The sequence below is a fragment of the Bacillus sp. FSL K6-2841 genome, assembly GCF_037976435.1.
GTDB classification, from domain to species: Bacteria; Bacillota; Bacilli; order Bacillales; family Bacillaceae; genus Bacillus; species Bacillus pumilus.
On record NZ_CP150266.1, the window covers coordinates 2,780,325 to 2,806,111 of the forward strand.

Here is a 25,787-nt window from a genome sequence, read left to right on the forward strand (position 1 = left end):
TGATTCCTTGCCCAAGCACCCTGCATACGCTAATACAAAAGGGGGCGCTTTTCATATGATTATCCTTTCAGGACAGCCAGTGACAAATGAGCAGCTGGCTTCATTTCAGCTAGAAGGACAAAAGCGGATCATTTTGATGCAGTTACAAGCCTCAAATGATACATTCCGCTTCAGGCAAGCATCTGATTTGTTATTTGAGGTCACTTTGAGATCGAACATTATGAATGCTGCAAGAGATTTGCATAAAAGTGGTGCCTCATTTGCCATCTTTCAAAGGTCTCGTGCAAATGACGCCTTTTGGCGCGTATCTGAAGCAGGAGCACTAGAGCTGCGCTATCAAGTCGAACCATCTAGAGGCATTAAAGACATTTTTGAAAATGGCTCACAATATGCCTTTGAATGTGCCACCGCCATTGTCATCGTGTTTTATATGGGCGTCTTGCAAACGGTAGGAGACGAGAAGTTTAACCGAAGGCTTCGCAGTTTAACCCTGTATGACTGGCATTATGATACATTGTCGATTTATACTGAGCGCGGGAATGACTTTATCTATGGAGATTGCTTATATTTCGAGAATCCAGAGTTTAGCTATCAGCAGTCACAGTGGCGTGGGGAAAATGTGATTTACTTAGGAGAAGATCAATATTACGGACATGGACTTGGGATTTTAACAGCGGCCGAAATTATCGATAAATTAAATAAGAGAAGGCGGCCAGGTGCTGTTCAATCTGCTTATTTATTGCCGCAGACCACCCGGATGGATGTGATTTATCTCAGGCAAATGTTTGGCAGCTAAAAAAAGCCTCTTGTCTAGTGGTTATGACAAGGGGCTTTTGTATGCCTTGCGATTTCGATAATCTTGCAGCGTGCCAAGCATCGTGTTCGCAAGGATCTCCATTTTTTCTAAGTCTTTTCTTGTGACCGGCGGATCATGCCAGCTCCATTTTACATAACGAACAAAATAGTAATGACGAATGGGCGTAAGGACGGCAGGAGAGTGCGGAAATTCATCAAACCAAAATTCAATTTGGCCTTTTTTTCGGTATGAATGTTTTAAAATGTCCACCCTTTCACACCACCCAACATGATTTTATATGTGCGTCAGTTCATGCATGATCTCCTCAACGGTTAAAATCGAGTGAATACGGCCAACGCCCTGTCCTGCCCAAAGAGCCATTTGATCAGGGTTTCCCGCCGCAGCGGCTGCTTTTCGCATCGGTGTTGTCCATACATGCTGAACCGGATAAGGAAGAACCCTATCTTCATTCTGTCTTTCTTCCTCCATCCACTGATTCACAATACCTCTTGCTCTTTTCCCTGAGAAAAGCCTCGTGATCTTTGTTTCACTGCTTTCTGCCTGTAAAATCGCCTTTTTGTATACGTCTGCCGCAGCACTTTCCTGACTGGCTAAAAATCGTGTGCCGATTTGAACGGCATCTGCTCCAAGCGCTAGAGCGGCTTCTACACCTGCTCGATCTGTAATCCCGCCTGCGGCGATCAATGGCACATGACAGAGCAGCTTGACGTCAGAGATCAGGCTAAAGAGTCCCACTAGGGCATCTCCTTTTGCAGGTAAAAAGGTACCGCGGTGACCTCCTGCTTCACTTCCTTGCAGAACAATGGCATCCATTCCTTTTTCCTCTAAAAGCAGTGCTTCCTCTTTTGTAGTGGCGGTTCCGATTAAAAAGATCCCCTTTTGTTTTAAACGTTCTATCGTTTGTTCATTTGGACAAGAGAAGGTAAAGGAAACGACCGGTACGTCTTGTTCCAAAAGAATGTTGATTTTCTGTTCAAAATCATGCCACAATTCCTCTTCGCTCGGCAGACTATCAGCTACTGGTCGTGCTGGCAGTCTCTTCTCCCAAAATGCCACATCCTCTTTTTTGACTTCAGAAATTGGCTCTGGTACAAATACATTGACCTTGAACTGGCGAGTTGTCAGCTGTTTGACCTGTTTGATCTGCTGCCTCAAATGGTCAGGCTGCACATATCCACTTGCCAAACTGCCAAGTCCCCCGCATTGCGAAACAGCAGCTGCTAGCTGCGGTGTCACGGCACCTCCTGCCATTGGTGCTTGGATAATCCCATATTTGATTTGCAGTAATTTCGTGAAATCCCCCATTTATTTCCCCCATCTCTTACTCGTTTGATGACACCTGTATATAAAAATGGCGATGTCTCGGCCCGTCAAACTCACAGAAATAAATTCCCTGCCATGTGCCAAGGACAAGATCACCATGATGGATGAGAACATGCTGCGGAGCACCCATATAGCTCGCTTTCATATGAGCGGCTGTATTTCCTTCCATATGGCGGTCCTTCGGATGTTCCCACGGAAAGACTTCGTCAAGCCTCCGGAGCATATCTCGTTTCACATCTGGGTCTGCATTTTCATTAATGGTCATCCCTGCTGTCGTATGGGGACAGTAGACGATGACACTTCCGTTTTGAATACCTGTTTCCTTAACATATTGATGGACCTCATTCGTCACGTCGATCATCTCATCGCGTCTATTTGTTTGTACATTGATTTTTTTCATATGAACGGCTCCTTTTTGTCATTTCTATAAAACCATACCCTTTTTATGTGGAATCAATCACTGTTGATCGGTGGAAGACATTCTCCCACCTAAAGTTTACCAAGTAAAAAAACCTCGTCAAGCGTGACGAGGTTTTTAAGAAAAGTGGACCTTTTTGATTTCAATGGTCCGAATATGATGGTCTTCCGCATCTATGATGGTAAATTCACAGCCTTCTGCTTCAATCGTATCTCCAATCTCAATATCAAATTTATGTGTCATCATCCAGCCAGCAATTGTATCAACATCATCATTCTCTATAGCTAAATCCAATAAATCATTTACTTCATCAATCAAGGCTTTTCCATCCATTACATAGTGGAAGTCACCTTTTTTAACGATATGAGGTGTTTCGTCCTGATCATATTCATCTCGAATTTCGCCCACGATTTCCTCTAATATGTCCTCTACTGTGACAAGCCCGGCTGTTCCTCCGTATTCGTCTACGAGCACTGACATATGAATGCGTTCCTTTTGCATCAAAATAAGCAATTCTTGAACAGGTGTACTTTCAATCACACGAATGACCGGACGCATTAAGTCTTCAATCGTCACATCTTGATTCAGGAAACTCGCTTTAAACACATCTTTGCTATTGATAACACCAACCACATGATCTTTATCTTCTTTAATGACGGGGTAGCGTGTGTATCTTTCGTTTAGCATATAATGCGTCACGTCTTCAAGCGTCTGTTCAATCTCTATAGCTGAAATTTCTGTACGAGGGATCATGATCTCTCTCGCCACTCGATTATCAAATTCAAAAATTTTATTCACATATTTGTACTCAGACTGGTTAATCTCGCCCTTCTCATAGCTTTCAGATAAAATAAGGCGCAACTCTTCCTCACTGATCGCCACTTCATGTTCTTTGACAGAATGAAAACCGAATAATTTCACAATGCCTCGTGCCGCCCCATTTAATGCTTTAATAAACGGGTACATGACTCTATAGAAAAAGATAAGTGGCTTTGCTGTCACAAGGCTGACCGCCTCTGCCTTTTGAATGGCAATCGTTTTAGGCGCAAGTTCTCCCACAACGACATGTAAAAACGTAATGATCACAAATGCGATGATAAACGATAGGATGTCGGTTAATGCGGAATGAAGCCCCAGCTCCTCAAATAGTGGGTGCAGAAAATGCTCCACCGTCGGCTCGCCCAACCACCCTAAGCCTAAAGCCGTGATGGTAATGCCGAGCTGACAGGCGGATAAATATTCGTCGAGATTTGATATAAGCTTTTGTACGTGAATGGCTCTCTTATCACCGCTTTCAATCAGCTGATTGATTTTAGAGCCTCTAATTTTCACAATCGCAAATTCAGTGACAACAAAAAATGCTGTCGCAGCAATGAGTAATATGACTAAAAATACGTTTAAAATATACAAAAAAACCCTTACCTAACAACGGTAAGGGCTCACCTCCTCTGGCATCAATTAATCATTACGGCCATTTAGGAAGATCATTACAAAACGGAGCAATTCAAACAAGGAGACAAGGGCCGCTGCGACGTACGTAAGAGCGGCAGCATTTAACACCTTGTTCACGCCTCTTTCTTCACTGCTTCTAATGATTCCTTCTGAAACAATGATGTCTTTCGCACGAGAACTTGCATTAAACTCGACAGGCAATGTCACAAGCTGAAAGAACACAGCCGCTGAGAACAAAATGATCCCAAGCCCGATTAAGTTAAGGCTGCCAAGTAAGATTCCACCAAGGAAAAGAAGCGGGGCAACACCAGATGCAAAGTTCACGACAGGAAAGATCTTATGTCTCAAGACAAGCGCACCATAGGATTCCTGATGCTGCAAGGCATGTCCAACCTCGTGTGATGCGACTGAAATGGCCGAAATGGAATGGCCATAGTACACAGGTTCAGATAAGCGAACCACACGCTGCGTCGGGTCGTAATGATCAGTCAAAGTTCCTCTTACCGGTTCAACAGGCACGTCGTATAACCCGTTGCGATCTAAAATATGTCGAGCGGTTTCCGCACCTGTTTTCATACTGGATGCTTCAACCTTTGAATATTTTTCAAAATTATTCTTTACTTTAAATTGTGCCCAAAATGATAATCCCAATGCGGCAAAAGTTAAAAAATAAAAAAACAGCATGCTCATCAGCTTCCTTTTTATTTTATATATTTATTTACAATTTTAATGACTTTTATGTAACGTGTACAGAAAAAAGCACTAGGTCTTTTTAAGGGGGATCACCGCGCCAATGAAAAAGAAGAACACACCTAAGCATGCTGTATAAAAGGTCACCGTTCCGTATAGGTTTTGAAAAAAGTGCAGCCATGAAAAATCATTCATAAAATGATTCACCGCATTTAAGTCAAACACAAGTAAGATCATAGCTGATGATAAAAAGTGAGCGCCGATAAAAAGAAGTACGGTCTTTTGAACGAACGACATTCGCATTCCCTCCTTCTTCTCTCTTATTTTAAGATATGGGAACTACATGACGATGATGAAAAAATGTTTCCTCAATCGGGCATACTGATATTAGCAGTTTCCTGAAAGGAAGAGTCCGATGAAATCAAACCGTATCTTTATCGCTTGGCTAAGGTGGCCTCTCTATCTTCGAATTGCCGTCATCATCTGTTTCTTGCTTCTTTTTTTCGGACAATTAATTGTCTTGCTTGAACCGAAGCAGTATCATACGATCTTTGATGGGATCTGGTGGGCTCTCATTACAGTCGCGACGGTCGGCTATGGTGATTTTGTGCCGCAAACCATGCCCGGACAAATCGCAGGTATGGCGCTGATTCTGATCGGGGCAAGCTTTGTCACGGCTTATTTTGCCACACTCGCTGCCGCTGTGTTCAGCAAGCAGCACCATTATGTAGAAGGGAAGGTCGCGTTTAAAGGAAAAGGACATCTCATTATCATCGGTTGGAATGAAAAAACGAACAAACTGCTTCAATCGTTTCAAACGATTGATCCCGCTATGCCGATTGTGCTGATTGATGATTCTTTGAAGGAAGGGCCGCTTCTAGAGAATGTTCATTTTATTAAAGGGCATGGCACCGATGATGGCACACTTCGCAAAGCCAATATTTCAGGTGCAGATGCACTGATGATTACCGCAGATCAGCACGAGAATGAAGTGACAGCTGATATGCAGAGTGTTTTAACATTACTTGCAGCAAAAGGATTAAACCCTTCTCTATACTGTTTAATTGAAATTTTAACAGATCGTTACGTGAAAAATGCCGAGCGTGCTGGCGCCAATCAAGTCATTCATACCTCTGATGCAGTCAATCATTTAATGGTCGAGCATTTTCTTTTAAAAGAACAGTTCAAAGCGTTAAAGAAAAAACGTCATATGACCTTGCATAAACAGGTCACCATCATACCGGTTCCAGCTTCGTTAGCTGGAGAAACATTCTTAACAGCACTCCATCACTTTTTAGAGCATCATGTGATCGTTGTCGGTGTACAAAAAAAAGAAGGACCCATGATGAATCCTCCCTTTGATTATGAGCTTCATCCAGAGGATGAACTGATCAGCCTTTAAAGCAGTGCGTCTTCTAATTCCTTGACGAGCGAAAAGCCAATCTCAGTATAAGCTTTTGATACATCTCCATCTTTCTCTTTTGGTTCTTGGAATTGGTTAAAGGATGCGCCCACATTTCCAACCATCGCATGATCATCTAACTTATCTTGATAGACATGCTTTAAGAGAAATGGATCTCCCAGTTTCACCACAACGCCTGGCTGATCCAGCTGGCCCTTTTCAGCTGTAAAAGGAACTCTGAGAAAAGTATAGCCATCACGATTATCAATTTTATAATCAAAGTATCCGTGATCGTAATCCCAGTTACCATTAATGACATAACCGAGCGGCTTCATCGTCTCTTCTAAATGGTAAAGTGAAAAGCTTTCACCAGGCAGCCTAGATGGTACATGAATCATATGAAACCCTCCTTTTTGTATAGGGTTCGTTAAAGAGAGGAATTCATACATTTGCCTTTCGTGATTTGCACATTGTTTGTAAATGCGGCATCAAATAAGGTCTGGCTGGATGATGCATTTGTCTCGTTCGCACTGCCCGCTCCAGATGTGTCCTTTACAGCACTCATTGGACAAATTCGTCCGACATTCCCAAAGTTAACAATCGCCTGTCCTGAAATGTCATGGATATAAATATGATTTGTTCTCATCGCTTCATCAACCTCCTCCATTGATTATTCTATGTACAGAGCTTAGGGAGGCTTGCACTGACACCATGAGAACATAAAAAAAGGCACATCTTATGAAAAGATGTGCCTTTTTATTCTTATGATTGTTTTAGACGGCTCTCAAGTTCTGCCTTTTTCTCTTCGAAGCCCGGTTTTCCTAATAAAGCAAACATGTTCACTTTATACGCTTCTACTCCAGGCTGGTCAAATGGATTGACGCCTAGTAAATACCCAGACATCGCACATGCTTTCTCGAAGAAGTACACGAGATATCCAAATGTATAAGCATCCATTTCAGGAATTGTCACAATCAGGTTCGGTACTTTTCCATCAGTATGAGCAAGCATCGTTCCTTCAAATGCTTTTTTATTAACGAAATCAACCGTTTTTCCTGCTAGATAGTTCAAGCCATCAAGGTCTTGTTCTTCTGCTTCAATGACAAGCTCATGACGAGGCTTGTCTACATTAACGATGGTTTCAAACAAGTCTCTTCTTCCTTCTTGAACATATTGACCAAGTGAATGAAGATCTGTTGAGAAGTTCGCAGATGAAGGGTAGATTCCTTTTTCATCTTTCCCTTCACTTTCACCGAATAATTGTTTCCACCATTCTGCAAAGTATTGCAGTCCTGGCTCATAGTTAATGAGCATTTCAATCGTTCTGCCTTTATTGTAAAGGACATTACGGACGACAGCATATTGGTATGCCGCATTCTCAGAAAGCTCAGATGAAGCGAAGTCTTCGCTTGCTTTTGCCGCACCTTCCATCATCTGATCAATGTCTGCACCGCTCACAGCGATTGGCAATAGACCCACTGCTGTTAAGACTGAATAACGTCCACCTACATCATCAGGAATGATAAATGATTCGTAGCCTTCTTCCGTTGCTAATGTTTTCAATGCACCGCGTGCCTTGTCAGTTGTTGCATAAATACGTTTTTTCGCTTCTTCAGCACCGTATTTTTCAATAAGGAGCTTTTTAAAGATGCGGAACGCAATCGCTGGCTCTGTTGTCGTACCAGATTTTGAAATGACGTTAATAGAAAAATCTGCATCTTCCAATAGATCCATCACATCAGTTAAATAAGAAGAACTGATGTTGTTTCCAATAAAGATGATTTGCGGCGTCTTGCGTTTGCCTTTTGGCAGCGTGTTATAGAAAGAGTGGTTCAAAAATTCAATCGCCGCACGTGCGCCAAGATACGAGCCGCCGATTCCGACAACAAGCAAGACATCAGAGTCTGACTTAATTTTATCTGCACTTTTTTTAATGCGGGCAAATTCTTCGCGATCATATTGCTTCGGTAAGTCAACCCAGCCTAAATAATCACTGCCAGTACCCGTTTGTTCATGAATATTATGATGGGCCACCTTCACAAAATCTTTTAAATATGTAAGCTCATGTTCTTGAAAGAAAGGTAACGCTTTCGAGTAGTCAAATTGAATATGTGTCATCGCTTGTAAGCCCTCCATTACGTTAGTTCTATCCCTTTCACTTTAGCGGAACTAGCTATTGAAATCAAGTAATCGTCATTGGTGCAGCAAAAAGCCACTCCCCATGAAGAGAAGCGGCCATCCAAATTATAGAGAGGCTTTTAAAATCGCTAAAATGTCATCACGGCCAAGTTTCATAAAGTTACCAAAGCCGCCATATTCCATTTCTTTTGCTGCGATGTCAGCAATTTTGTCCAGTTGTTCTTCACCAATATCATAATCGGCTAAACGGCTTGGTGCACCGAGGCTTGTCCAGAAGGCTGACAGCTTGTCGATTCCTTCTAATGCGATATCACGATCAGACTTTCCTTCTGTCTCGATGTCAAACATGTTCAGCATAAGATTTTTAAAGCGATCCACATTGTGATCGAGTGTATGACGCATCCAATTTGGGAAAAGGATCGCAAGTCCGCCTGCATGCGGAATGTCATAGACAGCCGATACTGCATGCTCAATCGTATGGGACGCCCAGTCGCCAAAGTAACCCATTTGCAGCGTGCCATTTAAAGCAATTGTTCCTGCATAAAGGATGGTTTCACGGTGTTCATAGTTTTGTAAGTCTTCGAGCAGTTTTGGTGCTGTCTCAATGACTGTTTGAAGAACAGCAAAACACATCCGATCTTGTAGAGGCGTGTTTTTGACATTATGGAAGTATTGTTCAAATACATGGCTCATCATATCAACCATGCCATACACCGTTTGATTCTCTGGCACAGAATATGTGTGCTCAGGATCTAAAATTGAAAAAGCAGGGTGCGTGACTGAACTGCCCCACACGTACTTTTCATTTGTTTCCCAGTTCGTGATCACAGAATCCGGGTTCATTTCTGAGCCTGTCGCTGCAAGTGTCAGTACTGTGCCAAATGGCAGTGCTTTTTGAGCGGTCGTTTTCTTTGAAATAATATCCCAAACATTCCCGTCATATTCAGCTCCAGCTGCAATGGCCTTTGTACAGTCGATAACACTTCCCCCACCAACTGCTAATAAGAAATCAATGTTCTCATTTTGGCAAATGTCGATCCCTTTTTGCACTGTAGTGAGACGAGGGTTCGGTTCAACTCCTGACAGTTCAAATACGTCAGCCTCTGCTTCATTTAAAGCGCTGATGACCTTATCATAAAGACCATTTTTCTTAATACTGCCTCCACCATATACAAGAAGCACTCGCTTTCCATAACGAGCGAGTTCGCTTTTTAGTCCGTCTAGTTGTCCTTTTCCAAACATCAATTTCGTTGGATTATAGTAAATAAAGTTTTCCATCTGTTCTACATCTCCTTAAAACATTTATATCCAAAAACATGAAAGACTACTGTAACATATGTACATGCAGAACTCAAAAAAGATAACTGCTTAAAAGCAGCTATCTTTTCCATGTTCGATTATAAAGAAGCGTTTAAAATAGCTAGAACATCTTCTTTGTTCAGCTTTTTAAATTGGCCAAATTCACCACGTGCCATTGCACGGTCTGCAATCAAGTCAATTTTCTCATCGTTGATGTCATAGTCAGCTAAACGGCTTGGTGCGCCTAGACTTATCCAGAAAGCAGATAGTTTTTCAATGCCTTCTAAGCCAACTTCTTCGTCTGTTTTGCCAGCAGGGTCAACATCGAATACACGCACTGCTAATTGCTTGAAGCGGCCTGGGTTTTCTTGAATGACATGCTTCATCCAGTTCGGGAACAAGATCGCAAGACCGCCTGCATGCGGGATGTCATACACAGCGGATACCGCATGCTCAATATTATGAGATGCCCAGTCACCGCGTGCGCCCATTGAAAGCATTCCATTAAGTGCAATGGTGCCTGTGAATAAAATCGTTTCACGAAGCTCGTAGTTTTCCAAATCATTGATCAGCTTCGGTGCTGTTTCAATGACAGTACGAAGAAGTCCTTCACACATACGATCTTGGTAAGGTGTATTCTCCGTGTGATGGAAATATTGTTCAAACACGTGAGACATCATGTCAACCATGCCATAAATCGTGTGGTTTTTTGGCACAGTAAATGTGTTCACTGGGTCAAGAATAGAGAATTTAGGGAAGACGGCTGGACTGCCCCATCCGTATTTCTCATTTGTTTCCCAGTTTGTGATGACAGAACCAGAGTTCATTTCAGAACCTGTTGCGGCAAGTGTTAATACCGTACCAAATGGGATGGCTTCCATTGGGACATGCTTACGAGTGACAATATCCCAAGCATCTCCATCGTATTTCGCACCAGCTGCGATCGCTTTGGTTGCATCAATGACACTGCCGCCGCCGACTGCCAATATAAAGTCAATTTGGTTCTCTTTGCAAAGCTCAACCCCTTTTCTGACCGTTGTTAAGCGCGGGTTTGGCTCAACACCAGCAAGCTCAGTCATTGTAGCTCCTGATTCTTTTAAAATGCTGACAACTTGGTCATAAAGACCATTTCGTTTAATGCTGCCTCCACCATATACAAGCAATACGTTTTTTCCGTAGTGTTTGAGTTCATCTGAAAGGGCTGAAACTTCTCCCTTTCCAAAGATTAATTTCGTTGGGTTCCAATAAGTAAATCGATCCATGTGATCTCCTCCTCGCGCTACATTATGCGCCTCAATCATTCCAAAAGTAAAGTAATTTGCTTTAATCCATTTTCTTACGCATAGTTTGGCTAAAAATCTGCAAAATATAAATGTATTGATGCTGTAGCGAAAGGAGGAATCACGATGAGTGCTATTCAGCGTATTGCCCTCGTGCTCACGATTATCGGTGCTATTAACTGGGGACTAATCGGCTTTTTTCAATTTGACTTAGTAGCAGCGATCTTTGGCGGACAAGGCTCTGCATTATCACGTATTATTTATGGTCTTGTTGGAATTGCAGGTCTTGTTAACCTTGGTCTGCTATTTAAGCCAAGCGAAGAAGCTGTTCGCCGTGACGAGCCGAATCCAGAGGTTCGCTAAACAAAAAGACATAAAAAAGGCCGCCTATACGAGGCAGCCTAAGGCACCGTTTGAAACGGTGCTTTTTTTATTTCTTGATAAGGTCTTTACGGTTAGATTGCTCAATCCACTCTTCAAGTTTATCTTTAAGTGTATTGAAACCTTGTGGTGCAGCAGCTTCTTCTTTCGCTTGCTGTGGTCTTTGTTTCTTTGGTTTGCTTTCTTTTCTTTCTGGCGCATCTTGTGTCGCACGGATAGAAAGGCTGATTTTACCTGCATTTTCATCAACAGAAAGAACTTTCACTTGTACTTCGTCACCAATTGAAAGGTGCTCGTTGATGTCTTTTACAAAGCCATGTGTTACTTCAGAAATATGCACAAGTCCTTGAGTTTCTTCATCTAATGCAACAAACGCACCATACGCTTGTAATCCTGTTACTTTACCAGTGTAAACACTGCCTACTTCAAACTTTGTCGCCATGATAACAACTCCTAAATAAATGTTTTAATATTCGTTTATACGCAATTAAAAACTATATCACAGAACGCTCTTTTACGCAAAATATTTTTTAATTGGGTTTAGATCAGTTCAAAAGGGGGAATACCTGAAAACAAGAATGCTTTCTAGTATTCCCCCCTAATTTGAGAGGCATCAGTCCTAATGGATTGATGCCTTTTTTTATTTAATAATGGCAGGTGCTTCTTCTTTCACTTGTCGTTCTTGCAAAAAGCGCTGGATTCTTGAAAGTGATTCCTGAAGATGGTCAAGAGACGAAGCATATGAACAACGAATATGACCTTCACCACTCGGTCCGAAGACATTACCAGGGACTACGGCTACTTTTTCACTAAGCAGCAGCTCCTCAGCAAATTGTTCCGACGTCATGCCGGTGCTTTTAATGGACGGGAAAGCATAAAATGCGCCGTTTGGCTGGTGACATGCGAGCCCCAGTTCATTCAAAGAGCCGACAAACAAATTTCGCCGCCTTCTGTAGCTTTTCTTCATTTTCTCTACATCTTCAAGCCCATTTTTCAACGCTTCTTCTGCTGCATATTGTGCCATAGCGGGCGCACACATCATAGAATATTGGTGTATTTTCAGCATGGCATCGCGCAGTACAGGTGGTGCTGCCACATATCCTAAGCGCCATCCTGTCATAGCAAACCCTTTTGAAAAGCCTGAAATGAGGATCGTTCTTTCCTTCATATCTTGAATGGCCGCGACGCTTGTAAAAGCTTCATCGTACGTCAGCTCTGCATAAATCTCATCCGTAATAATGAGCAGGTCATGCTCTTTCGCAAATTGAGCAATATCTTCAAGCTCTTCCTTTGAATAAACAGACCCAGTTGGATTTGATGGCGAGCAAAGCAAAATAGCTTTTGTCTTCGGCGTCAGCTTCGTGCGAAGATCCGCAGAGTCTGCTTTGAAATCTTTTTCAGCCGATGTACTTAAATAAACAGGCACTCCGCCTGCAAGTGTCGTGAGAGCCCCATATGCTACGAAGCAAGGCTCTGGAATGATCACTTCATCCCCGCTGTTTAAAATCGCACGAAACGCCAAATCAAGTGCCTGGCTTCCGCCAACTGTGATAATCAGTTCTTCTTCAGGACTGTAGTCAATGTGAAACCGCTTATATAAATAGCCGCTCAATTCTTTTCGCAAAGATAACAACCCAGCATTCGCCGTATAAGAGGTAAGCCCTTGTTCTAATGACATAATACTTGCTTCTCTGACATTCCAAGCTGTCACGAAATCTGGCTCGCCGACACCAAGGGAAATGACCCCTTCCATTGTGGCTGCCAAATCAAAGAATTTCCGTATACCTGACGGCTGAATGCTTTGTACCGTTTCAGATAAATAAGACTTTTTCATTTAAGGTGACACCACGATTCTTTTGTCATCGTCTCCTGTTTCAAACACTTTCCCATCATGTTTATATCTCTTCAAAATAAAGTGGGTAGTTGTTGAAACAACGGAATCAAGTGTCGATAATTTTTCAGACACGAAGCGGGCAATATCAGACATAGATCTTCCGCGGATCACAACAGATAGATCGTAAACACCTGACATGAGATAGACAGACTCTACTTCCTGAAAGCGGTAAATACGTTCAGCAATTTCATCAAATCCGACGCCTCTTTTTGGTGTCACTTTGACATCAATCATTGCTGTGACGCCTTCGTGACCATCTACTTTACGCCAGTCAATCATAGTTGAGTAATCAATAATGACTTTTTGATCTTCAAGTTTTTGAATAATCGCTTCTGCTTCTTCTGTTGTCACGCCTGCCATTTTTGCAATTGTATTTAAATCGGCACGGCTGTTTTCATCTAAAATCTCTAATATTTCAGTTTCTTTTTCTGTTAGTTTCATTTGATTTCACACCTCAGATTGTAAAAAGCTAGTTTTAAAAAATCTTCTGAACATTATAGCACGTTTTTCCCATTATGCTAAGCAGGGAAAAGATGCTAATCATAGCTTAAAATCCACTTTTTAGGGTACAATACTGTCACCTAACAGAGAGAGTATCAAGTATCGGAGTGATGAGTGTGGACATTGTTCAGCCAGCTTATATGAAAAGTAAATTCGGTTTAGACATCTATTACGAGCACTATCCAAATCAGGGGAAGAAAACATTGATCTTAATTCATGGTCTTTTCTCTTCTACCTTCAGCTATCGAAAGCTCATCCCGCTTCTGAAACAAGACTTCCATTTAATCGCGATCGATCTTCCTCCATTTGGACAGTCTGAGAAGTCGAATACGTTTATTTACAGCTATCGCAACATGGCAAAGATCATTATCGAGCTAGCTGGTTACTTACAGATTCAGCATGCGATCCTTGTGGGTCATTCGATGGGCGGCCAAATCGCTTTATATGCAGCATCTGAACGGCCAGACCTATTTGAAAAGGCGGTCCTTTTATGCAGCTCAGGATATTTAAATAAATCAAAGAGATCGCTTGTTTACAGCACATATATTCCTTATTTTTATCTCTATCTTAAAAGAAAGCTCTTGAAGCAAGGCATCATGAAAAATTTAACGGCTGTTGTGCATGATCATTCCATCATTGATCAAGAGATGGTGGACGGATATTTAAAGCCTTTTTCTGATGATCAAATTTTCCGAGGGATTTTCCGTTTGATTCGGCACCGGGAAGGGGATTTGACCTCGGATGTGCTAAAGAAAATGGAGACACCCGTTCTGCTCATTTGGGGCGAGGAAGATCGAATCGTTCCCATCCAAATAGGAGAAAGGCTGCACAAGGATCTGCCAAACTCGACCTTGCATGCATTAAAAAAAACCGGGCACCTCGTTCCTGAGGAAAATCCGGTCTTTGTGTCTGATCAAATCGGACATTTCAGCCTGTCTTAACGTGTGCAGGAGCTGCTGTCTCGTATGACGAAAAGCTGATTCGCTATATGTTGACAGCTCTCGAATGGCAGGAGCTGCTCAAATGAGTGTTGATAAATGGCTTGAATGTTTTTTGCTAAAGATAAAGAGTCTTCTGCGTCGTATAATGCACTGATGACGTCAGCAGGCTCCGTTTCATAGAAGTCCTCTCCATATTGAAAAGGGTCCCATGCCTTAATGAGTTGAATCATCTCTTCTACAGCTTGACTATCTTTCATCGGTATCACCGCTTATAATAAATTTTGTGATGTTTATTTTAGCACAACCAACAATGGTTGAAAAACGGCTAGAGGTGGGTTTCATGAATTTCGACGAACAGATCATACGTAAAGGTTCAAAATCAGTGAAATGGGATCAAGCAGAGTCTTTATTCCTAACAAAAGATGCGCTGCCAATGTGGGTAGCAGATATGGATTTTAAAGCGCCACAGGTCGTCCTTGATGCATTGAAAACGCGATTGGATCATGGCGTATTTGGCTATGCCTTTCAGGATCAGGATACGCAGCAGGCAGTAGCAGAATGGCTCAAACGAAGACACGGGTGGTCGATCCAAACAGAAGACGTCACCTTCACACCTGGGATTGTCACGGCACTTAGTTTTGCAGTCCAAGCCTATACAGAACCAAGTGACGAAGTCGTCATACAGTCTCCTGTGTACACACCTTTTTATCAAATGATTGAACGAAATGGACGAACAGTCTCAACCAATCCTTTAAAAATAGAAAATAACCGCTATGTCATGGATTTTGATGATTTAGAGAAAAAATTAAGCAGACCAGAAGCGAAGCTCATGTTCCTCTGTCATCCGCATAATCCGTCCGGAAGAGCGTGGTCAAAAGAGGAATTAAAGCGAGTAGGAGACCTCTGTATCAAGCACGGTGTCACAGTCGTTTCAGATGAGATTCATTCTGATTTGATGCTATACGGAAAGCCCCATGTACCTTTTGCTAGTCTTTCTGACGACATAGCACATATCACAGTGACGTGCATTGCACCAAGTAAAACATTTAATTTAGCTGGCCTCCAAGCATCTGCCATTATTATTTCCGATGAAGAAAAAAGAACCCTTTTCAACAATGAAATGCAAAGAAACGGACTGGCCAAACTGAATGCATTTGCAATCCCTGCGATGGAAGCAGCATACCGCTATGGAGACGAGTGGCTTGATGCACTTGTTCTTTATCTCGAAAACAATATGAAAATGGCAATGGACTATATTGACGAACATCTTCCAAACATGCGTTATATGAAACCAGATGCTTCTTATTTATTGTGGCTGGACATTCGGGATTATCAATTCAGTCAAGCGGAGTTGAAACGAAATTTGCTGAAAAAGGGCAAAGTGATCTTAGAGCTTGGTCAAGTGTACGGACTCGAAGGAGACGGCTTTATTCGAATGAATCTCGGCTGTCCTGCTTCAACAGTCAAAGAAGGATTAAAACGCCTTCATCAAGCGTTTACGCAATCATCTGATTAAGATCTATATGATTGAAAGAACATCCTAACGGGTGTTCTTTTTAAAGAAAAAAACCCTCCTTTTATCATATCTACTTTGTAAATGAAATGATATAATGAGAGGAATTACAATTATTTACGAGGAGAGCATTTAAATGGAAATGTTCAAGGATTTTCTGCTCCATGTATCTTTTATTCTATTTCCAATCTTTTTATATCATGCGCTATGGCTAAGCCGGACCCCTGCTCATTTCCCAAAAACGAATAAACTGCTCATCACAGTATTCGCATCCATCTCTTCAGCACTATGTATTATGTATCCAGTTGGTTCGATTTTAGACTTGCAGACTGGCCTTCAATCCATCCCTCTTGTACTTGCCATTTTATACGGAGGGTACACAGCTGGGATCGTCGCCATCTTGATAAGTTCCATAGTCAAATTCGTGATGTATGGCTCTTTTTTATGGGTTGGACTCATTGTCGTACCGATTTACTTTTTCATCCCATTTCTGTTCTACCGGAAATGGCGTCAATATTCGAAGCTGAAAAAGCTGATGTATGGAGTGCTTATCGGTTTATCCAAAGGATTCTTTATTTACATTGGACTATTTGCGGTCAGCTTAATGGAATACAGCCCGGCCTTTATTATGCAGCAGAAGTTACTTGAGTTATTTTTCTCAACTCTTTACTACATATTCTTTCTCGTGCTAAGTATCTATTCCATTGAATTCGTCAAAGAAAATGCGCAAATGAGAACACAGCTCGTCCAATCAGAAAAGCTGACCATTGTAAGTGAACTCGCTGCAAGCGTTGCCCATGAAGTGCGCAATCCGCTGACAGTGGTGAGAGGCTTTATTCAATTACTCTTTTCTAGTGACAATACAAAAGAGACGTCAACCAATAAAGATTATAAAAATCTCGTTCTGTCCGAGTTAGACAGGGCGCAGGATATTATTACGAGTTATCTTGACATTGCGAAACAAAATTATTATCAAATTGAATCTCTCAATCTATCTAAATTACTCGAGGAATGTGCATCACTGATGACATCCTATGCGAATTTTAAATCGGTCACAATTCATCAATCCATTGAACCAGACTTATACATTCAAGGTGATGAAACGAAGATTAAGCAAGTCATGATTAATTTAATCAAAAATGCGATTGAAGCAGCCCCAGAACACGAAGGGGAAATTGAACTTTTTGCTTCAAAAGAAAATCATAAAATATGCCTTTGTTTCGTGGATAACGGTGTAGGAATGACAGAAAGCCAAATGAAAAAGCTTGGCGAACCATATTACACCCTAAAAAATAAAGGGACTGGACTTGGGCTGACCGTGACATTTTCTATCATTGAAAATCACCATGGAACCATTCGTTTCAAAAGCTCACTGCAGTCTGGTACAACCGTCACCGTGAAGTTTCCTGAAGATACAAGAAGAAAATGATCATTCCATTTTTTTTGTCCTTTTTTCATCTATCCGCTCCTGCTTCTTAGACGCACGAACGATCAGACGAAAGCAAATAAATGCAGCCATAAAGAAAATTACCGTGGTGATTGCCGCTGGGATGTACTCCCTTTTATCTTCAGGAAAATACAGTAGAAAGAGTGCGATGAACGACAGCATTCGCCATTCCCCCTTTTGCTCGTTTACTTCACTATATTAGCTAAAAGAAATGAAATACCTTCCTGCGAGAAGGAAATGGAGGAATTTCACATGACAGACATTCAAATTGGACAAGTTGTGAAAGGATTTTATAAAACAGGTGTTTACGTTGGGGAAGTGACAGCAGTGAAACCATCGGCCTATCTCGTTCAAGTAAAAGCCATTCTGACACATCCCACTCAAGGCGACCTGCATCACCCAAAAGAAGCAGACGTGCCTTTTTTCCAAGAAAGACGGGCTTTGGCTTATCGTGAACAGACGAATATCCCTCATCATATGGTGAAGCCTTATGATGGCGTTATACCAGATTATCAAGTATCACTAAAAGAAGCTGTAGAAAAATTAAAACAAGCGCTCCATGCAGATGATTCAAAATGGGCGGAAAAATCAAGAGCATGCCTATCTTCTCTCGAAAAAGATTATTTTCCAGAAGACGCCCGCTAATCAGCCGAATCAAAAAAGTGTGAGAAATCGATCAGCTCACCAATTTTGGTGGTTTGTGGATTTTCCACATAGGCTCTATCTTTTTCAAAAAGGGTTAACAGCTGATAAGTCGTCATGGCATCATCAAGTGCTTTATGATGCTTACCAGCTCCTTCACTGCCGTACTCCTTTGCCGCCTTGCGAAGCCCTGTCAGTGTGCGATCACCAAAAAAGGTTTTATATTCAAAGGCAAGGTCCCTCAGCTTCCCCTTAAAAGGAAAGGCAATGTGATTGAGCATACAGTTTTGCTTCAGCACTTTCATGTCCATATTGCCCCATGTAATAATCTCACAATCCTCTCCCCCATCAAGCGACACAAGCTTCTCGATAAACGCCTCAAAGGAAATTCCGCTCTCTACATCCTGCTGCGTAATACCGAGGAACGATTTACAGCGCTTCGTCAGCTTCGGGAACTTTTTTGGTTTGACGTAGCTAGAGAACGTGTCTATGATCTTTTCACTTGCCGCTTTCACTACCCCAGCTTCAATAATTTCAGGAAAAAAATTTTGCGGATGATACTTTCCATCAGGCATCGTAAATTCAAAATCGACCACAAGCACCGTCTTCTGTTCCACAAGTCTCACCTCACTTTTTCGTCAGTTTTACATTCTGATACCATTATATTAAGACGGACCTTGAAATCACTTCATTTTCTTGAAAATAATGCAGATTCACTATGCCCAACCTATCCATCAGATGAAAGATCGTTTATTTTCCTTTATAATTATTAAGGAACACGAAATAAATAAAGAAGGTGGTCTCTATCACAAACAGGAAGAAAAACTTGTACATCATGTGGTTTGTGAACTTTTTTGTATCTGCCAGCATTACAATGATCGTCCCTTTTTTATCACTTTACATAGAATCTCTTGATAGTAGCTATTCAAATGAATTTGTCCAGAGGTGGAGCGGATATGTCTTTGGGGTCACGTTTTTAACAGCCTTTCTGATTTCTCCGATTTGGGGGCGGATTGGAGACCGGCATGGCTATAAAAAGATTTTGCTCATTAACGGGATTGGGATAGCAACAAGTATTCTATTAATGGGGCTTGTGCAAACTGTTTATCAGCTATTCGCCCTGCGGCTCTTCATGGGGCTTGTCACGGGCTTTATCTCGACTTCAATGGCACTCATCTCTGCACAGACAGAAAAAGCAACTGCGGGTAAAACCCTTGGCACGATGCAGATGAGTAATGTCGCCGGAGGATTGTTTGGCCCATTAATGGGCGGATTCATGGCAGACAGCGTCGGATTTATTTATACGTTTTTCCTCACAGCGGCTGTCATTTATGCGTCAGCAATTGTGATTATTTTCGGAGTGAAAGAACAGCCCATCCGTTCAAAAGAAGCGAGGCGCGTTTCTTACTCACGGAAGGATGTGCTCGTTCATATTTTCAAACAGCCTTTGCTTGTCGTCACGATGCTATTAACCTTTATTACACAAGTAGGGAACTTTAGCATTCAGCCGCTTTTGGCTTTATACATTCATGATTTACACGGTCCTGTTAATCTCGCATTTTATGCGGGTCTTGCATTCTCTGCAACTGGACTTGGCAATTTGCTCTTTACACGAAAATGGGGAGATCTCGGAGACCGAATTGGTCACGACAAGGTGCTGCTTGCCCTTCTCATTCTCTCCTCTATTTTATTCATCCCGCAAGCAATGGCGGATTCCTATGCGATGTTAGTACTTTTCCGTTTTCTATACGGGATGGCACTTGGCGGGATTATTCCATGTACGACGGCGTATATTCGGATCAAAGCCCCTGCCTCTATGCAAGGGGAAGTGCTCGGATATAATGTCAGCTTCCGCTTTCTTGGGAATGTTGTCGGTCCGGTGATTGGCGGCATTGTTGCGAGTCATTACGGGATTCCAGCTGTCTTTTATGTCACCGCCGGTATTTTTCTATTTGGCGCATTATTTTTATGGGCAGTCCGCTCACAGTCGAAGGCAAAAGAAAGGAGTGTCTGACCCAACATCAGATGCTCTTTTTTCTTGTGTAGAAGCCTTATTCACTAGACTTCAAGCCCATTCTTTTCTAAAAATAACCTTCTCGTATTCGCAAAAGAATGGTACGATATGGCTAGAAAATTGAAGAAAGTGAGTGACCTCATGTTTCGTACAATGATTGGTTGGTTATTACTTGCTGCCCTCATTCCATTATTTATTCTGACTTTTTATCTATCAAAGGAAGAAGCTGCAAGTGTGAAGCCTGTGAACGAAGTGCTTGATCAAAAAATCAAGCTGGAAAAGATAGATTTTTCCCAAAACAGTTATATGTATGACCGGGATGGTTCCCTCATCTCCGAAATCGTATCAAACGATGAAAACCGAGTGTTCGTCACGTATGATAAAATTCCTGATCATGTGAAGGAGCTGTTCCTCCGCTCAGAGGACCGGAACTTTTATGACCATAAAGGCATTGACTTTATGGGAGTTGTTCGTGCCCTTGCCTCAAATGTGAAAAACCATGGCATCAGCCAAGGCGCAAGTACGATCACACAGCAATTATCTCGTAATTTATATTTAAGCCATGAACGTTCGTTCACCCGAAAGTTTACAGAGCTGCTCTATTCCTATGAATTAGAGCGGAAATTCTCGAAAGATGAAATACTCGAAAGCTATTTAAATACGATTTATTTCAGTAATGGTGTTTACGGTGTCGGTTCTGCGGCTAATTACTATTTTGATAAGCCGCTTAGTTCTTTAACGCTTGCACAGATGGCATTTATCTCTGCGATTCCAAACAACCCAACACTGTATGACCCATTGAAGCAATTCAAACACACAAAGAAACGACAAGAACGTCTGCTTGGTATTTTAAAGAAAGACGGCGTCATCACCAAAAAGCAATACAAAAAAGCCGTCAAACAAAAAATCAGCCTGTCCTTGAGTGAAAAGAAAAACCTTTACCCTGACTATGTGACATATGCCAATGAGGAATTTACCGATCTTGTGTCAGATCAGGAAGGCTTTACAAAACGCTTGAAGAAGGCCAAAACAGATGGAGCAAAAAAAGCCATTCAAAAAGAATTATCTGAAAAGGTCAGTGCCCTACTTCAAGATGGTGTCAAAATTTATACGGCACTTGATCCTTCCTTACAGCAACGAGCCGTCTATCAGCTCAATGCGCAATTACCTTACCAAGGTGTAGAAGGCGGATCAGCGGTCATAAATCATGAAACACATCAAATTGTCGCACTTGCTGGCGGGAAGAATTATAAAAAATTTGATTTCAACTACGCCTATCAAGCACAAAGACAGCCTGGTTCTGCGATTAAGCCGCTTTTAGACTATGGTCCTTACATCGACCAAACGGGTGCAACAGCTTCAAGCAAAATCAGTGCCGGCAAGTTTTGCAGCAGCGGATACTGTCCGCAGAACTATAGTCATAAAACGTATGGAACCGTCACACTTGAAACAGCCTTTAAGAACTCTTACAATACCCCTGCGATCCGAATGCTGGATACAGTTGGTGTCAAAAAGGGCTTTAGCTATTTAGAGAAATTCTCATTCGAACATATCGTAGCGGATGATTATCGCCTTCCTTCTGCACTTGGTGGATTTACGAAGGGATTTTCGCCGCTAGAAATAACAGATGCGTATACCGTCTTTGGTAATCAAGGAGCTTACACGCAAAGTCATTCAATTACAAAGGTGACAGACTTAAACGGCAAGACCCTTTACAAGTGGAAAGAGTCACCGAAGCAAGTGTATTCTCAGCGGACAAATGACACCATGCGTAAACTGCTTGCCTCTGTTGTAAAAAGCGGAACAGGGAAAAAAGCGAATTTCAGTTCCCCTTACATTGGTGGTAAAACAGGAACATCCAATGACTACAAAGACATTTGGTTTGTTGGACTGACAGATCAATATACAATGGGTGTATGGGTTGGAAGAGATAGAGGAACGGTTGAATCTATTTACAGCTCAAGTCCGCACTTACGTATTTGGAAAAATACGATGCAATACGCCAGATAAACAGGAGGTTTGATTGCCATGCATTCAACACATCCACCCCATTTAATTTTATTTGATGGTGTCTGCAACGTGTGCAGCGGCGCTGTTCAGTTTGTGATTAAGCGTGATCCAAATGAGCGAATGATGTTTGCTTCATTACAATCAGAGACAGGGCAGCGCATTTTAAAAGAAAACGGTTTGCCTCTAGATGAATTCAATTCATTCATTTATATTGAAAAAGGCACCCTTTATACGAAGTCGACAGGCATCTTAAAAGCCATGCGGCATTTAAAAGGAATCTACAGATGGAGTTATTTATTCCTTGCCATTCCGCGCCCTATCCGTGATTGGTTTTATGAGCGGATAGCGAAAAATCGCTACAAATGGTTCGGTCAAAAAACATCTTGTATGATGCCTACACCTGATATTCAAAAACGGTTTCTATCATAAAAAAAGCATCCTCCACTATCGGAGGATGCTTTCTTTGTCTGTTTATGAAGGCAGACTAGCCATAACACTGTTATAAAGCTTAATAAATAAGTACAAAATGCCGATTAAAAACGTGGCCCAAAACAGCAAAATAAACATCATAAATCCAATTAAATTCAGCATGGAAAGCGATTGATAAATGCGGACCACAACCCAGATAAAATAGACAAGACCTGCTAAAACAAAGAGTCCGACAAGCAGAATCAGCTGCTGCGTCAGCAGAAATGCAAGCAAGCTGGCAAATAAATAAACAACGGATGCAATCCTAATTTTCTTTAAGTTCTCTCCTTCAGGATCTTTCGCGAAAAAGAGTAGTGCCAGCTCTAACACCGTATCTGCAATCAGTTTCAAGGCAGATAAAATCATAAAATAAACAAGTGCAAAAGCAGCAAAAAGAGCAAGCCTGATGCCCTGTTCCGAGAAAAATTCCAGCATCCCTTTTAAAATGCCTGCTTGAGTCAAGAAATCAGTCGTAATCCCTACTGTGAAAATTGAAAAAGCAGAGCTGAATAGTAAAATCGAAATCAGCGGAAAATATCCAGTCAAATATGTATTTTTCATAAATAGATCCTTTCTCATAAGCTCACATTTATTATGGCTCACTTAAAACGGATTGACAAGATGCTTTCAAAGTAAACTGGCAGCAAAATCAAATTTGTGATTTTGCACGTACATTCCTTCACAAACTTACATTTTCCCGTTAAAGTATTACTATTACGAAAAAATCGTGCGTTAGGGGTATACTCGTGAAAAAAACATTAAGATTGCAAACTCGGCTGACGATTTTTGTTTGTATCGTTGTCCTGATCTCCCTTTGTATCACTTTCTTTACGATCTGGTCAGAAACAGCTAAGAATATTCATCAGCAGGAACGTGACATCGCCCTCTCCACTGCCAAAATGGTCGCAGAGGCTCCGATCACAGCGAAATCATTAAAAGAAAATCAATCGTATTCAGCACTGCGTCAATATACAACAAGTGTTCAGCGAATCACCAAAACCGAATTCGTTGTCGTAATGGATATGAACGGCATTCGCAAAACCCATCCAAATCCGCAGAAGATCGGGAAGCGATTTGCTGGTGGTGATGAAGAGCCAGCATTACAGGGTAAAGAACATATTAGTACGGCTTCTGGAACACTTGGCAGATCCATGCGTGCTTTTGTTCCGGTTTATGATCAAAATGGGAAGCAGCTCGGGGCTGTGGCAGTAGGGATTACGTTAAAGGAAATTGACTTGATCATTCATCAAAGCTTACTTCCACTCTACTTCGTCACATCGCTCAGTCTTCTTTCTGGTATCATCGGAGCACTCATTGTGGCAAGAAAAGTGAAGAAAATTATGTTTGGACTAGAGCCAGATGAGATTGCTACATTATTAAAAGAACGAAGCGCCATGCTAGAATCAACTAAAGAAGGGATACTTGCCGTCGATCAGCACGGTAAAATCAAGCTCGCCAATGCTGAAGCCAAACGACTCTTTCATAATATGGGCATTATGGTTGATCCTAGAGAACAAGATGTTCAGGTGCTCCTCCCTTCAAGCGGCTTAAAGCAAGTCATTGAAACACGCAAGCCGCTGCTTGACCGCGACGTGAGAATGAACGGACTGGAGCTCGTCTTTAACGAAGTCCCGATTACAGTAAAAGATGAAATTGTCGGGGCAATCGCCACCTTCCGTGACAAAACAGAAGTCAAACACTTGGCTGAGCAGCTGAGCGGAGTCAAAATGTATGCAAATGCCCTCCGTGCTCAGTCGCATGAATTTATGAACAAGCTTCATGTCATTTTAGGATTGGTTCAGCTCAAAAACTACGATGACCTTGGCACTTATATCAAAGATATTGCGATCTATCAGCAGACGGAGACAAATGAAATCATCAACCATGTGAAAAACTCTGTTTTAGCAGGATTTTTACTAGGAAAACAAAGCTATATCAGGGAACAAGGCGCGACCTTAGAAGTTATATGCAGCACACAAGTCCCAAATTCAGAGGACCCAGCAGTGACGCATGATCTCATCACCGTCATTGGCAACCTGTTAAATAACGCACTCGATGCTGTTTCTCATACTGAGACGAAAAATATCTCGATTTCATTCCGATACGTTCAGGAGCAGCTTCATATTGAGATTACAGACACAGGTGTTGGTCTCACAAAAGAAGAACAAGACATCATGTTTGATCAAGGCTTTTCAACTAAAGGAGAAGACAGAGGATTCGGTCTCTACTTCGTTGACCAAAGCATCAAAAAATTGAACGGACATCTGATTGTCACGAGTGAAAAAGGAGAAGGAACGACCTTTAGTCTCCGTATTCCGTACAAACAAAAGGAGGATTCACATGATTAATGTGTTAATAGTAGAAGATGATCCAATGGTTGGGGAGCTGAACAAACGTTATCTGACCCAAATCGAGGGCTTTGAATTAAAAGGGATTGCCACTTCTTTTCAGCAGGCACTGGAGATCTTAAAAACAGAAGCCATTCACCTCGTACTGCTCGATATTTATATGCCTGGACAAAATGGACTGGCATTATTATCAGAAATTCGCAAGCAAAATCATTCGGTTGATGTCATTGTCATTTCAGCCGCCAATGAAGTCGACGTAGTCCAGCAAACGATGCGCAACGGAGCTGTTGATTATTTAATCAAGCCGTTTGAATTTGAACGTTTCCAATCAGCGCTCTCAGAATATAAACGGAAACACGCCTTGTACCAAACAATGAACAGCATCTCGCAAAATGATTTAGATGCGAAGCTCTTTCATAAAAAAGCAGAGACGGAAAAAGTCCTTCTGCCAAAAGGCCTGACCAAAAGCACACTCAAACTCATCTGGACAAGTATTCAATCATTCGGTCATCATGCTTTCACGACCGAAGACCTAGCGAATCATACAGAAATTTCTCAAGTCTCCATTAGAAAATACTTGAAATTCCTTGAGGACATCGAAGTAGTTGATGTTGAAATGGCATATGGGACAATTGGACGTCCTGTTTTCCAATATAAACTCAATACAACTAATATGAATTTAATTCAGCAATATCTATAATTTGACACATCTGACCTTATACAAAGGCCAGATGTTTTTTTATGAAACACGATGTGACAAACCCCTTGATATCAGTGGTTCCACTGTAGTAGAGCACATCGCAAAAGC

General features: G+C 41.7%; 30 protein-coding genes. 12 read left to right on the forward strand and 18 right to left on the reverse strand.

The window, feature by feature from the left end; all coding sequences use genetic code 11:
- The first annotated feature begins 55 nt into the window (after positions 1-55).
- Complete coding sequence (locus MHH68_RS14275) at positions 56-796, forward strand: protein-glutamine gamma-glutamyltransferase (protein WP_058013824.1); 741 nt, start codon at positions 56-58, stop codon at positions 794-796.
- Positions 797-817: 21 nt separating this feature from the next.
- Here MHH68_RS14275 and MHH68_RS14280 read toward each other — a convergent pair whose 3' ends face one another.
- From MHH68_RS14280 to MHH68_RS14305, 6 genes are all read right to left on the reverse strand, one after another.
- On the reverse strand, positions 818-1,066 hold the full coding sequence (locus MHH68_RS14280; protein ID WP_058013823.1) for a hypothetical protein: 249 nt from the start codon (positions 1,064-1,066) through the stop codon (positions 818-820).
- A 24-nt stretch (positions 1,067-1,090) separates the two neighbouring features.
- Entirely contained in the window at positions 1,091-2,122 is a 1,032-nt protein-coding gene (locus tag MHH68_RS14285; RefSeq protein ID WP_339163696.1) for a nitronate monooxygenase, read from the reverse strand.
- Positions 2,123-2,138: 16 nt separating this feature from the next.
- Positions 2,139-2,540, reverse strand: a complete 402-nt coding sequence (locus MHH68_RS14290; RefSeq protein ID WP_339163698.1) for a secondary thiamine-phosphate synthase enzyme YjbQ — start codon at positions 2,538-2,540, stop codon at positions 2,139-2,141.
- A 135-nt stretch (positions 2,541-2,675) separates the two neighbouring features.
- Positions 2,676-3,968 (reverse strand): hemolysin family protein, encoded by a 1,293-nt coding sequence (locus MHH68_RS14295; protein WP_058013820.1) that lies wholly within the window; start codon positions 3,966-3,968, stop codon positions 2,676-2,678.
- A 48-nt stretch (positions 3,969-4,016) separates the two neighbouring features.
- Positions 4,017-4,691 carry a zinc metallopeptidase gene (locus tag MHH68_RS14300; protein WP_041816317.1) on the reverse strand — a complete coding sequence of 225 codons (675 nt, stop codon included), beginning with the start codon at positions 4,689-4,691 and terminating at the stop codon, positions 4,017-4,019.
- 81 nt (positions 4,692-4,772) lie between these two features.
- The gene (locus MHH68_RS14305; protein WP_058013819.1) at positions 4,773-4,997 is read right to left on the reverse strand and encodes a hypothetical protein; all 225 of its coding nucleotides are present in this window, start codon (positions 4,995-4,997) and stop codon (positions 4,773-4,775) included.
- A gap of 118 nt (positions 4,998-5,115) precedes the next feature.
- Between MHH68_RS14305 and MHH68_RS14310 the strand changes: the two genes are divergently transcribed.
- On the forward strand, positions 5,116-6,102 hold the full coding sequence (locus MHH68_RS14310; protein ID WP_058013818.1) for a potassium channel family protein: 987 nt from the start codon (positions 5,116-5,118) through the stop codon (positions 6,100-6,102).
- On the opposite strand, the gene MHH68_RS14315 is transcribed toward MHH68_RS14310, so the two are convergent.
- The 5 genes from MHH68_RS14315 to MHH68_RS14335 all read right to left on the reverse strand — a co-directional run bounded on the left by MHH68_RS14315 (position 6,099) and on the right by MHH68_RS14335 (position 10,802).
- On the reverse strand, positions 6,099-6,500 hold the full coding sequence (locus MHH68_RS14315; protein WP_012011078.1) for a YugN-like family protein: 402 nt from the start codon (positions 6,498-6,500) through the stop codon (positions 6,099-6,101). The two genes, MHH68_RS14310 and MHH68_RS14315, sit on opposite strands and share 4 nt — an antisense overlap.
- Positions 6,501-6,529: 29 nt before the next feature.
- Complete coding sequence (locus MHH68_RS14320; protein WP_058013817.1) at positions 6,530-6,748, reverse strand: spore germination protein; 219 nt, start codon at positions 6,746-6,748, stop codon at positions 6,530-6,532.
- 116 nt (positions 6,749-6,864) lie between these two features.
- Entirely contained in the window at positions 6,865-8,220 is a 1,356-nt protein-coding gene (locus MHH68_RS14325; RefSeq protein ID WP_012011080.1) for a glucose-6-phosphate isomerase, read from the reverse strand.
- A 126-nt stretch (positions 8,221-8,346) separates the two neighbouring features.
- Positions 8,347-9,519, reverse strand: coding sequence for an iron-containing alcohol dehydrogenase (locus MHH68_RS14330; protein WP_339163701.1), 1,173 nt, complete (start codon positions 9,517-9,519; stop codon positions 8,347-8,349).
- 119 nt (positions 9,520-9,638) lie between these two features.
- Positions 9,639-10,802, reverse strand: coding sequence for an iron-containing alcohol dehydrogenase (locus MHH68_RS14335; protein ID WP_339163704.1), 1,164 nt, complete (start codon positions 10,800-10,802; stop codon positions 9,639-9,641).
- Between the two features lie 144 nt (positions 10,803-10,946).
- Between MHH68_RS14335 and MHH68_RS14340 the strand changes: the two genes are divergently transcribed.
- Entirely contained in the window at positions 10,947-11,183 is a 237-nt protein-coding gene (locus MHH68_RS14340) for a DUF378 domain-containing protein (RefSeq protein WP_003212952.1), read from the forward strand.
- Positions 11,184-11,250: 67 nt separating this feature from the next.
- Here the strand turns inward: MHH68_RS14340 and yugI are convergent, their stop codons facing one another.
- The 3 genes from yugI to MHH68_RS14355 all read right to left on the reverse strand — a co-directional run bounded on the left by yugI (position 11,251) and on the right by MHH68_RS14355 (position 13,536).
- Positions 11,251-11,643: a S1 domain-containing post-transcriptional regulator GSP13 gene (gene yugI, locus MHH68_RS14345; protein ID WP_024719717.1), complete on the reverse strand. Its 393-nt coding sequence runs from the start codon at positions 11,641-11,643 to the stop codon at positions 11,251-11,253.
- 198 nt (positions 11,644-11,841) lie between these two features.
- Entirely contained in the window at positions 11,842-13,035 is a 1,194-nt protein-coding gene (locus tag MHH68_RS14350) for an aminotransferase (protein ID WP_061409467.1), read from the reverse strand.
- Positions 13,036-13,536, reverse strand: a complete 501-nt coding sequence (locus MHH68_RS14355) for an Lrp/AsnC family transcriptional regulator (protein WP_003213765.1) — start codon at positions 13,534-13,536, stop codon at positions 13,036-13,038. It abuts the gene before it with no gap.
- A gap of 176 nt (positions 13,537-13,712) precedes the next feature.
- Between MHH68_RS14355 and MHH68_RS14360 the strand changes: the two genes are divergently transcribed.
- Positions 13,713-14,537 (forward strand): alpha/beta hydrolase, encoded by an 825-nt coding sequence (locus MHH68_RS14360; RefSeq protein WP_144461873.1) that lies wholly within the window; start codon positions 13,713-13,715, stop codon positions 14,535-14,537.
- Here the strand turns inward: MHH68_RS14360 and MHH68_RS14365 are convergent.
- Positions 14,534-14,794, reverse strand: coding sequence for a YugE family protein (locus MHH68_RS14365; protein ID WP_339163710.1), 261 nt, complete (start codon positions 14,792-14,794; stop codon positions 14,534-14,536). The genes MHH68_RS14360 and MHH68_RS14365 overlap by 4 nt on opposite strands.
- 83 nt (positions 14,795-14,877) lie before the next feature.
- Between MHH68_RS14365 and MHH68_RS14370 the strand changes: the two genes are divergently transcribed.
- Both MHH68_RS14370 and MHH68_RS14375 read left to right on the forward strand, forming a co-directional pair.
- A complete protein-coding gene (locus tag MHH68_RS14370) occupies positions 14,878-16,053 on the forward strand; it encodes a MalY/PatB family protein (protein ID WP_058013811.1) in 1,176 nt (391 codons plus the stop codon).
- Between the two features lie 133 nt (positions 16,054-16,186).
- Entirely contained in the window at positions 16,187-17,479 is a 1,293-nt protein-coding gene (locus tag MHH68_RS14375) for a sensor histidine kinase (protein WP_058013810.1), read from the forward strand.
- On the opposite strand, the gene MHH68_RS14380 is transcribed toward MHH68_RS14375, so the two are convergent.
- Entirely contained in the window at positions 17,480-17,659 is a 180-nt protein-coding gene (locus MHH68_RS14380; RefSeq protein ID WP_058013809.1) for a hypothetical protein, read from the reverse strand.
- A gap of 90 nt (positions 17,660-17,749) precedes the next feature.
- On the opposite strand from MHH68_RS14380, the gene MHH68_RS14385 reads away from it, so the two are divergent.
- The gene (locus MHH68_RS14385) at positions 17,750-18,142 is read left to right on the forward strand and encodes a kinase-associated lipoprotein B (protein WP_339163714.1); all 393 of its coding nucleotides are present in this window, start codon (positions 17,750-17,752) and stop codon (positions 18,140-18,142) included.
- On the opposite strand, the gene kapD is transcribed toward MHH68_RS14385, so the two are convergent.
- Positions 18,139-18,756, reverse strand: a complete 618-nt coding sequence (kapD, locus tag MHH68_RS14390; RefSeq protein WP_058013807.1) for a 3'-5' exonuclease KapD — start codon at positions 18,754-18,756, stop codon at positions 18,139-18,141. The genes MHH68_RS14385 and kapD overlap by 4 nt on opposite strands.
- Positions 18,757-18,974: 218 nt before the next feature.
- On the opposite strand from kapD, the gene MHH68_RS14395 reads away from it, so the two are divergent.
- The 3 genes from MHH68_RS14395 to MHH68_RS14405 all read left to right on the forward strand — a co-directional run bounded on the left by MHH68_RS14395 (position 18,975) and on the right by MHH68_RS14405 (position 22,592).
- Positions 18,975-20,153 (forward strand): MFS transporter, encoded by a 1,179-nt coding sequence (locus tag MHH68_RS14395; protein ID WP_234034833.1) that lies wholly within the window; start codon positions 18,975-18,977, stop codon positions 20,151-20,153.
- 108 nt (positions 20,154-20,261) lie between these two features.
- Complete coding sequence (locus MHH68_RS14400; protein WP_339163717.1) at positions 20,262-22,163, forward strand: transglycosylase domain-containing protein; 1,902 nt, start codon at positions 20,262-20,264, stop codon at positions 22,161-22,163.
- An 18-nt stretch (positions 22,164-22,181) separates the two neighbouring features.
- Complete coding sequence (locus MHH68_RS14405) at positions 22,182-22,592, forward strand: thiol-disulfide oxidoreductase DCC family protein (protein WP_058013804.1); 411 nt, start codon at positions 22,182-22,184, stop codon at positions 22,590-22,592.
- A gap of 42 nt (positions 22,593-22,634) precedes the next feature.
- On the opposite strand, the gene MHH68_RS14410 is transcribed toward MHH68_RS14405, so the two are convergent.
- A complete protein-coding gene (locus MHH68_RS14410; protein ID WP_044140810.1) occupies positions 22,635-23,192 on the reverse strand; it encodes a YufK family protein in 558 nt (185 codons plus the stop codon).
- Between the two features lie 185 nt (positions 23,193-23,377).
- On the opposite strand from MHH68_RS14410, the gene malK reads away from it, so the two are divergent.
- Both malK and MHH68_RS14420 read left to right on the forward strand, forming a co-directional pair.
- On the forward strand, positions 23,378-24,979 hold the full coding sequence (gene malK, locus MHH68_RS14415; RefSeq protein ID WP_058013803.1) for a malate sensor histidine kinase MalK: 1,602 nt from the start codon (positions 23,378-23,380) through the stop codon (positions 24,977-24,979).
- The gene (locus MHH68_RS14420; protein ID WP_339163720.1) at positions 24,972-25,679 is read left to right on the forward strand and encodes a response regulator; all 708 of its coding nucleotides are present in this window, start codon (positions 24,972-24,974) and stop codon (positions 25,677-25,679) included. Before malK ends, MHH68_RS14420 begins: the two co-directional genes overlap by 8 nt.
- Positions 25,680-25,787: the final 108 nt, after the last annotated feature.